Raw genomic sequence first — 11,813 nt, forward strand, 5'->3', positions numbered from 1 at the left:
AGCCTCGAGCGGCCATGCAGCCGACCATGATCTGGCGCAGCGCCTGGTTGCGCTGACCTTCCAGCATGCCGGCCTCCATCGCATCGGCGAGACTACGACCCATATGGATTGGAGCCGCCATGGCCTGGGCCTTGGCGGCTTCGCCCTTGCAGATGGCATCGTCCTGCTGAAACTGGGCGACTGCTCCGGCATCGCTGCGTCCGTCGTAGCGGTCGAAGCGCATGGCGGTACGCGGGACGCACGCGCTGGCGGCACTGGCCAGCATGATGGCGATGGCGAGGGCCGGCCAGCGGCTGCGCCTGGGTTCTGGGCAAGAGGTTGTCGAAAACACGGATGCGAACTCCATCGAGCAATCGGGATCAGCGATCATCGCGGCGCCAGCTCGCTGGCTTGGCGAGCGGGCGAGAGGCCTTCTGCGGCGACGGCCTTGGGAAGCCGCGCGAAAGAAGCGGCCGGATGCCGAGATGACGGGCTTCGCGCCGCTTGGCTTCGGCGATTGCGGCCAGATCCCGGGCAGTCTTGGTCCCGGGTGCGCGGTGGCAGCAGTCACGGCCGAGAACCCGGCCGTCCTCGATCGAAAGCTCTCGGCTCTTGTCGAGGATGAGCGCTTCCGGGATGACGTGGTCGAACTCGACGACCTTGCCGGAGACATTGAGGCCGCAGCCTTCGCAGCGGATGCAGCCACGCGCGTCCATGGCTCGCTTGAGCATGGCGACCTTCTGGCTGCGGGTGAACTCGCGACGCCCACTCATCACGCTGCCTCCAGTCGACCGTAAGCGGCGACCTGCGTGACGATCCGATCGAGTTCCTCATTGAACTGTGTGACGGCCGTGCTGAGTTCGTTGATGAAGGTCTCGTCGCGATGGGCTCGGGTAATCATGATCGGCAGGCCGGGCCAATAGATCGCGAGATCGATCCAATCGCGCTCGGCGATCCACAGCTGCCCCTGACACTGGGCCTTGTGCTCGGGTGGGAACTCGCCTTTGAGCAGAGCTTCGATCAGGAGATGTGGCAGCTTGGTCTTGATCTCGAGCAGGCCGTCCTTGCCGATCAGCGCATCGGGCGAGGCGCCGGCCTGTCCGCGGCGCAAGAACCCGATGGTCTCGCACTCGAGGCCGGTGACGAAGCTGTAGGCGCTGCGGGCTTCCTCCTCCATCAGCTTGCCGCGTTCCATATGTGGGGAGGTGAAGTTATCCATCACCTCGCCGGTCAGGCGTTCGCCTGCGAGCTTGTAGAGATAGGTCTGCCGGGTCCGGCTCTCGGTACCGCCGCGTCCCTTGGTCAGGATCGAGGCGAACTCGGACGCGGTCGGGATGCCCAGGCGCGCTTGCGCCCATTCCGGGGAGCCTTGTGTGCAGTTGATGATCTCGAGCATGGTCAGGCCCGTGCCTTCCTGGCATTGAGCATCACCAGCGCTTGCCGGAAGTGGCGCGCCGGCAGTTCGGCAAAAGCCTTGATCTTAAAGAAGCGCAGCAGGGCCTCGCGCTCGTCGCCGACCTCGTCGATCAGCGCGAGAAGCTCGCGAGCTTGCTGGCGGGTGATGGTCTCAGCCACCCCTGCTGCCTTGCCGTCATCGTCATCCGCTGCGGCAAGCCCAAGTGCGGCCTTCAGTGTCATCCGCTGCAGATAGGTCAGCGTCGATCCGATCGCCTGGATCGCGTTCTTCTCGCCGCTGTGATCGGCGCCGGCGCTGAGGCTGTTCTCCTCGCTATGGCCGTCGCGGTGCGTGATCACGCAAGTGATCGTCACCTTCCCGCCGTCACTGTTCGAGCGGAAACGGTAGGCCAACCCGTGGCGTGCCAGGATCGGCCCGACCGCGCGGGCGATCTCGGCCAGATCCTCATGGCGGTAGTGCTTGGCTCCGATACTGGCGATCTGGGTCTTCGCGATTACCGGGAGCTCGGCCTTGGCAGCCGTCAGGGCTGCCTCAAAGGCTCGGCGTGCATCGTCCGCCCGGCTCCGCTCGTGCAGGCCGATCAGTTGAGACAGCACATGTTCGTCGGCACCACGGTCGAGTGCGGAACTCAGCAGGCTCAGCGGTGTGATCGTGGGGGCAGGGCGAAGCTCGCTGAGCCGAGCGCCTGAGGAGGAGCGCCGGTAACGCGCTGCGCTGGTCATCGCTTGGTCCCCCTGACGAGAGATGCGGTGCGCGCTGACCCGAACCGCCAGGCTCGGTACGCCTGGGCGAGCTCTGCCGGGCTGAGCCGGGAGGTTGAAGGCAGGGGCTCCAGGGGCACTTCGCGAGAGAGCGCCTGCGAGGACACGATGAGCGGAAGAGGTAAACTGCGGTTCATCGCGACGTCCTCAGTGAAGCTGCTGATGGGTGAGGGTGCTCGCGGGAGCCGTGCTCGGCGTGGTGATCGCCGCCCCCGTGCTGACATGGTCGCGAAGCAGCAAGGCAGCGCCTGAAGGCGTCAGGGCCTGAAGCCGTTGAAGCGCCGCCAGCTCGGCCCTGGCTTGCGCCCATCCGCGCTTAAGGGCCTGAGACAGAAGCTCGCGCCGTTGAGCCCGGCTTTGCAGCCCTGAAACCTGAGGGCCGGCCCGCCGCATGGCGTAGCGCAGGATGCCCGGCTTATAGAAAATGAGCTTGTTCTTGAACTCCAGTATCAGGGTCATCATCGTCCTCCAGCGACGAAAATCGTCGGTGACGGACGGTTCCCTTCCTATGGCAGCACCAGTCAACTGGAATAGTCGGCACTCGACGAAAAGCGTTGATCAGGCTATGCCGGCACGATGATCACACCCGCCCAATGCCGTGCCGCCCGCGCGCTCCTCGATTGGAGCCAGCAGGACCTCGCCAAGGCCGCTCATCTCGGCCTCTCAACCATCCGCGACTTTGAAAAGGGCAGACGTGTGCCAACCCATAACAATCTCCAGGGCATCAAACTCGCCCTGGAGGAGGCAGGCGTCGAGATTGGAGAAAAAAGATCCAGGGTCGCGATGAAGCAGGAGGGGACCGCGAAGTAACGCAGGCCTGAAAATTTCAATGTTTGTGAAAATGGCAGCTGTGTAACAACGCGCATAGCGCGTGAATTAATCGCTAATGTCGCCCGCGATGCGCAAGAGATACTGACCGTAGTCGCCCTTGGAGAGCTTTGCGCCGAGGAGCGTCAGCTGTGCGGCGGAAATCCAGCCCTGCCGTGCCGCGATCTCTTCGGGGCAGGCGACGCGCAGGCCCTGGCGGCTTTCGAGGGTGCGGACGAACTCGCTGGCCTCGAGCAGGCTCTCGGGTGTGCCGGTATCGAGCCAGGCGAAGCCGCGGCCCATGGATTCCACCGAAAGCGCGCCGCGTTCGAGATAGATCCGGTTGACGTCAGTGATCTCCAGTTCGCCGCGCGCCGAAGGTTTTAGCGAGCGCGCGATCTCGACCACCTCGGCATCATAGAAATAGAGGCCGGTCACGGCCCAGTTCGACTTTGGAACCATCGGCTTCTCTTCGATCGAGACCGCCTTGCCGGCCTGGTCGAAGGCGACGACGCCGTAACGCTCGGGGTCGCGGACATGATAGGCGAAGACGGTCGCGCCGCTGCTGCGGGCCGTCGCCCGTGCCATCATCTCGGGCAGGGAGTGGCCGTAATAGAGGTTGTCGCCGAGGATCAGGGCGGAGGGTTCGCCGGCGACGAAATCGGCGCCGATCAGGTAGGCCTGAGCCAGCCCGCCGGGGTGTGGCTGCTCGGCATAGGTCAGGCTCATGCCCCAGTCGGAGCCGTCGCCGAGCAGACGCCTGAAATTCGGCAGGTCGTGCGGCGTCGAGATGATCAGGACGTCGCGGATGCCGGCGAGCATCAGCGTCGAGAGCGGATAGTAGATCATCGGCTTGTCGTAGACGGGCAGGAGCTGCTTCGACATCGCCAGCGTCATCGGGTGAAGCCGTGTGCCGGAACCGCCGGCCAGAATGATGCCCTTCATCGTTACCTCTGGTCCTTGGCCTGGTCTTTGAGAAGGCGCGCGACGCAAGGCCGGAGCGAGCTTTGCCACTCTGGTAACAGCACTTCGTGAGCAAGCGCGAGCTTGCTGCAATCGAGCCGGGAATTGGCGGGCCGGCGCGCCGGGGTCGGATAGTCCGCCGTCGCGATGCGCTTGACCCGGACCGGCTTGCCGCCTTGCCGCTCGCGCTCTGCGAAAATCGCCTCGGCAACATCGGCCCAGACCGCTTCGCCCGTCGCGCTCATATGGAACACGCCGCGCAAGCGCGCATCCTCCTTCCGGCCGGTCAGGTTGCGCGCGACGGTGAAGATTGCGTCGGCGATGTCGAGCGCGCTGGTCGGGCAGCCCGCCTGATCGGCGACGACACCGATCTCGTTGCGCGTCTCGGCAAGGCGCAGCATCGTCTTGACGAAGTTGTTGCCGAAGGGGCTGTAGATCCAGGCTGTGCGCAGGATGGCATGGTTATCCGTCGCTGCGGCGACCGCCTGCTCGCCGGCAAGCTTGCTCGCGCCATAGGCGGAGATCGGGCCGGTCGGATCGTCCTCGCGGTAGGGCCGGTCGAGCGCGCCGTCGAAGACATAATCGGTCGAGAGCTGGATCATCGGAATGCCGAGCGCGGCCGCAGCCCGAGCCGCTTCGCCGGCCGCCTCGCCATTGACGCGCATGGCGAGCTCCGGCTCGCTTTCGGCCTGGTCGACGGCGGTATAGGCGGCGGTGTTGACGATCACGTCGGGCCGGGCGGATCGCAGGGCCGGCGCAACCGTCTTCGGCTGGGCGAGATCGAGGTCAGGGCGGCGCAGCGCGATGACCTCGACACCGACGGGCACGCGCTCCAGCATGGCGCAGACGACTTGCCCGGTCCAACCGGTGACGGCGATGCGAAGTGTCATCAGTCGAAATAGCGCAGCATCTCGGCGAGGCGCGGATGCTTGCGGTCCTTGTCTGAGAGGGTGAGGCCCAAGAGCGGCAGGCGCCAGTCGATGCCGAGCGCCGGGTCGTCGAAGGCGAGGCCGTGATCGTTCTCCGGCGCGTAGGGGGCGGTGACCTTGTAGATGACCTCGGTATCCGGTTCGAGCGTGACGAAGCCATGGGCGAAGCCGACCGGAACCAGCAATTGCTTCCAGTTCTGGGCTGAGAGCTCCACCGCGACATGCTTGCCGAAGGTCGGAGAGGAGACGCGGATATCGACGGCGACATCGAGGATGCGCCCGCGTGTGACCCGCACCAGCTTGTCCTGCGCGAAGGGCGGGGACTGGAAATGCAGGCCGCGCAGCGTCCCGACCGGCGCCGACAGCGATTGGTTGTCCTGGACGAAGTCGAGATCGAGTCCGGCTTCCGCGAAGGTCTTGCGGCTCCAGGTCTCCGAGAAGAAGCCGCGATGGTCGCCGAACTTCTTCGGGGTGACGATCTTGACGGCGGGGATCGCCGTTTCCTCGACGCTCAGCATGGTCCGGTCTCCGCTCAGGCCGCACCGAGGCGCTCGCCGCGATAGACGCCGGAGCGGATATCGCCCCACCATGCGGGATTGGCGAGATACCATTCGACGGTGCGGCGCAAGCCCGTCTCGAAGGTCTCTTTCGGCGTCCAGCCAAGCTCGCGGCCTATCTTGCCGGCGTCGATCGCATAGCGCGCATCATGGCCCGGCCGGTCGGTGACGTAAGCGATCAGGCGCTCGCGGCTCCCCTTCGGGTCCGGCCGGAGCTCGTCGAGGATGGCGCAGATGGTCTTCACCACCTCGATGTTCGTCTTCTCGTTATGGCCGCCGATATTGTAGCTCTCGCCGAGCTTGCCGGCGATGGCGACGGTGATCAGCGCATCGGCGTGGTCGTCGACATACAGCCAGTCGCGCACATTGAGCCCGTTGCCGTAGACCGGCAGCGGTTTGCCCTCGAGCGCATTGATGATCATCAGCGGGATCAGCTTCTCCGGGAAGTGATACGGCCCGTAATTGTTCGAGCAATTGGTCATCACCACCGGCAGCCCGTAGGTATGATGCCAGGCGCGCACGAGATGATCCGATGCGGCCTTGGAGGCGGAGTAGGGCGAGTTCGGCTGGTAGGCCGTGTCCTCGCGGAAGAAGCCGTCGCTGCCCAGCGAGCCGAAGACCTCGTCGGTCGAGATATGGTGGAAGCGGAAGCGCGCCCTGCGATCCTCCGGCAACGCCCGGAAATGCCGGAGCGCCTCCTGCAGCAGCGTGAACGAGCCGACGACATTGGTCTCGATGAAGGCGGCCGGGCCGTCGATCGAGCGGTCGACATGGCTCTCGGCGGCAAGATGCATGACGATATCGGGCTGGAAATCGGCGAAGATCGCTTTCATGCGCTCGCCGTCGCCGATATCGGCCTGCTCGAAGCGACAGCGGTTGCTGCCGGAGACCGGTGCCAGCGAGGCAAGGTTGCCGGCATAGGTCAATTTGTCGACGACGCAGACCTCGTGCTCCGTCTCGCCGATCAGTTTGCGCACCACGGCCGAGCCGATGAAGCCGGCGCCGCCGGTCACGAGAAATCTCAGGCGCATGAGGGGCAATCCTGGCGGCAGCGGTCGCAAGAACGGGTGGAGCGGAGAGGCGCGGCGGGCAGCCCATTGCGAGCGGTCGCATATCTGCCCCGGTCGCACGACATGGTCGTCGGCCTCAACGTCTTTCCCCCTTCACCGCACGGCATGTGTCACGAAGCGTTTCGCGCGACAGCGAAACCTCCGAACCGCGGCAAAACAAAGGCCCGCATGCCGCAAGGCCCCGTTTGAGCGGCTTTCATACCCGTTCGAGCGCGACGGCGATTCCCTGGCCGACGCCGATGCACATCGTCGCCAGCGCGCGCTTCTTGCCGGTGAGCGACAGTTCCAGCGCGGCGGTGCCGCTGATGCGGGCGCCGGACATGCCGAGCGGATGGCCGAGCGCGATCGCGCCGCCATTCGGGTTCACATGCGCGCCGTCCTCGGCGATGCCGAGTTCCCGCAGCACCGCGATGCCCTGCGAGGCGAAGGCCTCGTTCAACTCGACGATGTCGAAATCGGTGGGCTTCAAGCCAAGGCGTTCGCAGAGCTTGCGCGTGGCCGGGATCGGCCCGAGCCCCATGACGCGCGGTGCGATGCCACCGGTCGCGCCACCCAGAATGCGCGCAATTGGCGTCAGCCCGTATTTCGCCGCGGCCTTCTCCGAGGCGATGATCAGCGCCGCAGCGCCATCGTTGACGCCCGACGCGTTGCCGGCGGTGACGGTGCCGCCTTCCTTGCGGAAGGGCGTGCCGAGCTTGGCGAGCTTCTCCAACGTGGTGTCGCCGCGCGGATGCTCGTCGATCTCGATGCGAACGGGATCGCCCTTGCGCTGCGGAATCAGGACTGGGACGATCTCCTTGGCCAACCGGCCGTTCTGCTGGGCCGCGACCGCCTTGAGCTGCGAGCGCAGTGCGAAGGCATCCTGGTCGGCACGGTTGATCTTGCAGTCGGCCGCGACGTTCTCGGCCGTCTCCGGCATGGAATCGATGCCGTATTGCGCCTTCATCAGTGGGTTGACGAAGCGCCAGCCGATAGTGGTGTCGTGGATCTCGGCATGGCGCGAGAAGGCGCTGTCGGCCTTGGGCATGACGAAGGGCGCGCGCGACATACTCTCGACGCCGCCAGCGATCATCAGTTCGGCTTCGCCCGCCTTGATGGCGCGGGCGGCCGTGATGACGGCATCCATGCCGGAGCCGCAGAGCCGGTTCATCGTCGTGCCCGGCACCTCCTTGGGCAGGCCGGCGAGCAGCAGCGACATGCGCGCAACGTTGCGGTTGTCCTCGCCCGCCTGGTTGGCGCAGCCGAAGATCACGTCGTCGACTGCGCCGAAATCCATCCCCGTATTGCGTTCGACGAGGGCCTTCAGTGGCACGGCGCCGAGATCGTCTGCCCGGACCGAGGAGAGCGAGCCGCCGAAGCGGCCGATCGGGGTGCGGACATAGGCGCAGATGAAGGCTTCGGTCATGTCACGGATCCTGCGGTCTGGAAGGCGAACAGCTTATCTTAGATACGGTAGAAGTCTCGATACCAGGCGACGAAGCGAGCAATTCCTGTCTCGATCGGCGTATCCGGGTGGAAATCGACCCTGGCAGTCAGGTCCGTCACGTCGGCATAGGTGGCGGGAACGTCGCCGGGCTGGGCGGGCAGGTGCCGCTTGATCGCCTTGCGGCCGCAGGCATCCTCGATCGCTGCGATGAACCGGTCGAGCCGGACCGGCGTATGGTTCCCGATATTGTAGAGGCGCCAGGGAGCCGTCGAGGTTGCCGGATCGGTCGCGGCTTCCGTCAGCGCGCCGGCTTGAGGCGGCTTTCCGGCCAGTCTCACGATCGCTTCGCGGATATCGTCGACATAGGTGAAGTCACGGCTCATCGTGGCCTCGTCATAGACGTCGATCGGCCGGCCTTCGAGGATCGCCTTGGTGAACTTGAAATAGGCCATGTCCGGCCGGCCCCAGGGGCCGTAGACCGTGAAGAAGCGCAGGCCCGTCGCGGGGATTCCGTAGAGATGGGAATAGGAATGCGCCATCAGCTCGTTGGCGCGCTTGGTCGCGGCATAGAGCGAGACCGGATGGTCGGCCCCGTCATGCTCGCTGAACGGCACCTTGGCATTGGCGCCGTAGACGGAGCTCGACGAGGCATAGACCAGATGGTCGACCGGATTGTGCCGGCAGGCCTCGAGGATCGAGAGAAAGCCGTCGAGATTGGAGGCGGCATAAGCGCGCGGGTTTTCCAGCGAGTAGCGGACGCCGGCCTGCGCCGCGAGATGGATCACCACCTGCGGGCGGAAGGCGGCGAAGGCAGCCTGCACGGCGTCGTAGTCGGCGATATCGATCGGCTCGAAGGAGAAGCCGTTGCGGGCGGTGAGCCGGTCGAGGCGGGCCTGCTTCAGCGCGGGGTCGTAATAGGGCGTCAGATTGTCGATGCCGAGGACCTGCACGCCCCTGTCGAGCAGAGCCTGAATGACGTGGAAGCCGACAAAGCCGGCCGCGCCGGTCAGGAGCACGCGTTCGAACGAAGGGGCCTGATCCACTTGGGGTCCTTGCAGAAACGGCGGACGACCTGCATCGCCGCGCAGTTACATTGGCTCGCCGCGCGAAGAGTCCGCTTGAGGTTGTTTAGCGCGTTTGCGCCGCGGCGAAAGCGAGATTCTCCGCCAGAAGCGCTTCGGCTGCTTCAGGCGTCGGCGCCTCGACATAGACGCGCAGCTCAGGCGCATTGCCCGAGGCCCGGAAGTGGACTGTCGTGCCATTGCCGAGCGTCAGGCGCAGCCCGTCCCGGCGGTCCCGCGCCGCGACGCCGCCATGCCGTGCGAAAGCCGTGTCCCGGAAGCTCGGGTCCTCGTCGTCGAGCCGGGCGAGCAGGGCAGCCGTCCGGTCCTGTGGGACTTCCTGCAGGCGGTTCGACAGGGCGACCGCGAAGCGCGCTTCCGCCGCAATCGCACTCAGCGGTTTGTCAGCGTCGCGGGCTAGCGCGATCGTCGCCAGAATCGGCAGCAGGGCGTCGCGCGTCGGCAGGGCCTGGAGTCGCTTCCCACCCCGCGAGACGTCCGAGCCGAGCAGGACGCCGCCATTGGCCTCGAAACCGATGACGATGGCGGCTCCCTCCGCCTTGGCCTGCATCATGCCAGCGATGACATAGGGCGAGCCGACGCGGGTGCGGATGACCTTGTCGAACAGACCGGGGCGGTCGAGCGCCGAATTCGACGTCACCGGCGTGATGATCGCGTCGGCTCCGAGGAAGCGAGCGGTGAGGGCGCCGACCAGGTCTCCGCGCAGGAAGAGCCCGGTCTCGTCGGCGACCAGAGGGCGATCCGCATCGCCATCGGTCGAGACGATGGCGTCGAGCTTGCGCTCGCCGGCCCAGCGGTGGGCCAGATCCACATCCTCCGGGCGCAGCGCCTCCGTATCGACCGGGATGAAGACCTCGCTGCGACCCAGCGCGACCGGCGTGGCTCCCAGCGCGGTCAATACGTCGCCGATGACGTTGCGGCCGACGGAGGAGTGCTGGTAGACGCCGATGGTCAAGCCTTCCAGCGCGCGTCCGAAGAAATCGACATAGCGGGCGCGGTAGCCGGCTATGACATCGCGCGACGGCGCCGTGACCGCGACATCGGGCGCCGCCGCAAGGGCCAGCGCGGCGTGCTGGGCCAGGATGCGTGCCTCGTCGGCTTTGTCGATCTCGCCCTGGGCGCGGTAGAATTTCAGCCCGTTCCGATCGTCCGGGATATGGCTGCCGGTGACCATGATGGCAGGGCTGCCGGCAGCCATGGCGGCCTGCGCCAGGGCAGGCGTCGGCACGGCGCCGCAATCCACCGGCTCGAGCCCGGCATCGGAGACGGCTTGCGCGCATTGCGCGGCGATGAGGGGACTCGACGACCGCAGGTCCCGCCCGATCAGGACTTGGTTTCTTGGCCCGGCGGCCTGATCCTCCAGCAGCATGGCGCAAAAGGCGCGAACATAGGCGTAGGTTGGCGGGCCAGCCAGTTCGGTGACGAGGCCGCGCAGGCCGGAGGTGCCGAATTTCAGGCTGGTCATAGCGAGAGGACTCAAGTGGTACCGTGGAAGAGGGCAAGCTTTAGTGATTTTCTCGCTGGTTTGGAACTGGGCGAACGGGATGGATCAAAATGGCGAGTGCCCCGTCAAAAGGCCCCAGGAGCGATGACACACTGCCGGAACCCACATCAGGGAACCCCGTGAACCTGAGTCGAGAGAGCATGCTCCGGGTCATGAAAACCCGGATGGATCTGGGGATGATCAGGAATGAAGAGGCGGACGACACCGCCCGCTTCTTCGCCTTCGTGCTGGCGAAGGGTTCAGGTGCGTTCGGCGCAGCGGCTCGTCGCGAGCGCAACGAGCGTTACGCTTGCCGCCGCGAAGACAACATACGCGATGATCGGAAACCAGATGGGGGCAAGGACAAGAAGCCAGGAAGGGCCAATGTTGCAGAGCGTCGAGCCGGCCATTACCGCCGCTTCAAATATGCAGAGCGCGACCAATACACGAAGCATGTCAGCCATCCAGCGCTGATAATCTCTGAAGTCTGAAGCCATCTCAGCGATTGCACAAATGCTCAAACGGGCTAGCCAATGCGAGCTATGGCTCGGTAGAGCGGCGAGTTCAGGTGGCCCGCGATGACAATCTGCGGTTGGCAATCGAAAGGCACGGAGGCCCTCGCGAGGCGTGAACGGCGATACCGACATCGCCCCGATGCGGCGCGACCGCGCCGCCGTTGTGGCCAGCCCATCGATTGAGCAGGCGATCGGCAAATGCCGGCCCGCTATCGCACCGAAGGTTACCCGGTCGCGGCGTCGCCGCTCGATGCGGTCGAGGGCCTCGGTGACCTCATAAGCGCGGAAGTTCACTATACCGCTAAGTCGAAACCTGCAATCTCCCAGATCTCGCCGCCAAAGGGTCCCACAGCCTCCTCCGGAAGCGGATTGCGCCATTGCGTGATCCGATTCGGATGCGCATCGAACGGCTGCCGCAGGTCTACGATCGCCTTCGCCCCACCGGCCGCCGCAAGGGCAATCTTCGCCTCAAAGGCTGGTGCGTGGCTCCGCCGCGATCGTGTCCTCGTGTTCTTTCCTGTCCCGGACATCATGTCGCCTTCGGACAGAAGCTCCACTTATCCACACGGCTTAGCTTCTATCCACACGGCTTAGCTTCCCCGCCGGCTCCTTGGCCGAGCGGCCCAAGAATTGCTTGTCACAATAGTCTGGTAAATTGTTCGTTAATGGAGCGTGTTCAATTTTCCGCAGTTGAACCGTTTGGCAAAGTGGCGTAGGTGAGCACGCGTCGCCGGATATTGCAGGACCTCCCATGGCGGTTGACTTCATTGCTGTGCACGGCGGTGAGAAAACCATCCAGTGGAGCGCCTGCGTTTGTGCCGGCG

The 11,813-nt window shown here is 65.3% G+C and carries 14 protein-coding genes and 1 pseudogene; 2 read left to right on the forward strand and 13 right to left on the reverse strand.

All coding sequences use genetic code 11. The features are described 5' to 3' along the window. The 5 genes from Q0Q36_RS24005 to Q0Q36_RS24025 all read right to left on the reverse strand — a co-directional run. Positions 1 to 331 (reverse strand): hypothetical protein (locus tag Q0Q36_RS24005; protein ID WP_293802234.1); only part of this gene is annotated, 331 nt, incomplete at its 3' end. 28 nt (positions 332 to 359) lie between these two features. Next, positions 360 to 752 (reverse strand): hypothetical protein, encoded by a 393-nt coding sequence (locus Q0Q36_RS24010; protein ID WP_293802236.1) that lies wholly within the window; start codon positions 750 to 752, stop codon positions 360 to 362. Continuing rightward, positions 752 to 1,375, reverse strand: a complete 624-nt coding sequence (locus tag Q0Q36_RS24015) for a lambda exonuclease family protein (RefSeq protein WP_293802237.1) — start codon at positions 1,373 to 1,375, stop codon at positions 752 to 754. The genes Q0Q36_RS24010 and Q0Q36_RS24015 overlap by 1 nt, the downstream gene beginning before the upstream one ends. 2 nt (positions 1,376 to 1,377) lie before the next feature. After that, positions 1,378 to 2,118 carry an ERF family protein gene (locus Q0Q36_RS24020; protein ID WP_293802239.1) on the reverse strand — a complete coding sequence of 247 codons (741 nt, stop codon included), beginning with the start codon at positions 2,116 to 2,118 and terminating at the stop codon, positions 1,378 to 1,380. Positions 2,119 to 2,304: 186 nt separating this feature from the next. Then, positions 2,305 to 2,682 carry a hypothetical protein gene (locus tag Q0Q36_RS24025; RefSeq protein ID WP_293802241.1) on the reverse strand — a complete coding sequence of 126 codons (378 nt, stop codon included), beginning with the start codon at positions 2,680 to 2,682 and terminating at the stop codon, positions 2,305 to 2,307. A gap of 51 nt (positions 2,683 to 2,733) precedes the next feature. Here Q0Q36_RS24025 and Q0Q36_RS24030 point away from each other — a divergent pair, with 51 nt between their 5' ends. After that, a complete protein-coding gene (locus tag Q0Q36_RS24030; protein WP_293802243.1) occupies positions 2,734 to 2,967 on the forward strand; it encodes a helix-turn-helix transcriptional regulator in 234 nt (77 codons plus the stop codon). A 66-nt stretch (positions 2,968 to 3,033) separates the two neighbouring features. Here the strand turns inward: Q0Q36_RS24030 and rfbA are convergent, their stop codons facing one another. The 7 genes from rfbA to Q0Q36_RS24065 all read right to left on the reverse strand — a co-directional run bounded on the left by rfbA (position 3,034) and on the right by Q0Q36_RS24065 (position 10,456). Then, positions 3,034 to 3,909, reverse strand: coding sequence for a glucose-1-phosphate thymidylyltransferase RfbA (gene rfbA / locus Q0Q36_RS24035; RefSeq protein ID WP_293802245.1), 876 nt, complete (start codon positions 3,907 to 3,909; stop codon positions 3,034 to 3,036). Positions 3,910 to 3,911: 2 nt separating this feature from the next. Beyond that, positions 3,912 to 4,817 carry a dTDP-4-dehydrorhamnose reductase gene (rfbD, locus tag Q0Q36_RS24040; protein ID WP_293802247.1) on the reverse strand — a complete coding sequence of 302 codons (906 nt, stop codon included), beginning with the start codon at positions 4,815 to 4,817 and terminating at the stop codon, positions 3,912 to 3,914. Next, entirely contained in the window at positions 4,817 to 5,374 is a 558-nt protein-coding gene (rfbC, locus tag Q0Q36_RS24045; RefSeq protein ID WP_293802248.1) for a dTDP-4-dehydrorhamnose 3,5-epimerase, read from the reverse strand. The genes rfbD and rfbC overlap by 1 nt, the downstream gene beginning before the upstream one ends. A 14-nt stretch (positions 5,375 to 5,388) precedes the next feature. After that, positions 5,389 to 6,444 carry a dTDP-glucose 4,6-dehydratase gene (rfbB, locus tag Q0Q36_RS24050; protein ID WP_293802250.1) on the reverse strand — a complete coding sequence of 352 codons (1,056 nt, stop codon included), beginning with the start codon at positions 6,442 to 6,444 and terminating at the stop codon, positions 5,389 to 5,391. 235 nt (positions 6,445 to 6,679) lie between these two features. Then, positions 6,680 to 7,888, reverse strand: a complete 1,209-nt coding sequence (pcaF, locus tag Q0Q36_RS24055; protein ID WP_293802252.1) for a 3-oxoadipyl-CoA thiolase — start codon at positions 7,886 to 7,888, stop codon at positions 6,680 to 6,682. A gap of 38 nt (positions 7,889 to 7,926) precedes the next feature. Further along, entirely contained in the window at positions 7,927 to 8,952 is a 1,026-nt protein-coding gene (locus Q0Q36_RS24060) for an NAD-dependent epimerase (RefSeq protein ID WP_293802253.1), read from the reverse strand. Between the two features lie 85 nt (positions 8,953 to 9,037). Then, a complete protein-coding gene (locus Q0Q36_RS24065) occupies positions 9,038 to 10,456 on the reverse strand; it encodes a phosphomannomutase (RefSeq protein WP_293802255.1) in 1,419 nt (472 codons plus the stop codon). 179 nt (positions 10,457 to 10,635) lie between these two features. Between Q0Q36_RS24065 and Q0Q36_RS24070 the strand changes: the two genes are divergently transcribed. Beyond that, positions 10,636 to 10,965 carry a hypothetical protein gene (locus Q0Q36_RS24070; RefSeq protein WP_293802257.1) on the forward strand — a complete coding sequence of 110 codons (330 nt, stop codon included), beginning with the start codon at positions 10,636 to 10,638 and terminating at the stop codon, positions 10,963 to 10,965. Between the two features lie 353 nt (positions 10,966 to 11,318). On the opposite strand, the pseudogene Q0Q36_RS24075 reads toward Q0Q36_RS24070, so the two are convergent. Further along, positions 11,319 to 11,519: pseudogene (locus tag Q0Q36_RS24075) on the reverse strand (IS3 family transposase); the annotation flags it as partial. Positions 11,520 to 11,813 lie beyond the last annotated feature (294 nt).

The sequence above is a fragment of the uncultured Allobosea sp. genome (assembly GCF_945957345.1).
GTDB lineage: Bacteria > Pseudomonadota > Alphaproteobacteria > Rhizobiales > Beijerinckiaceae > Allobosea.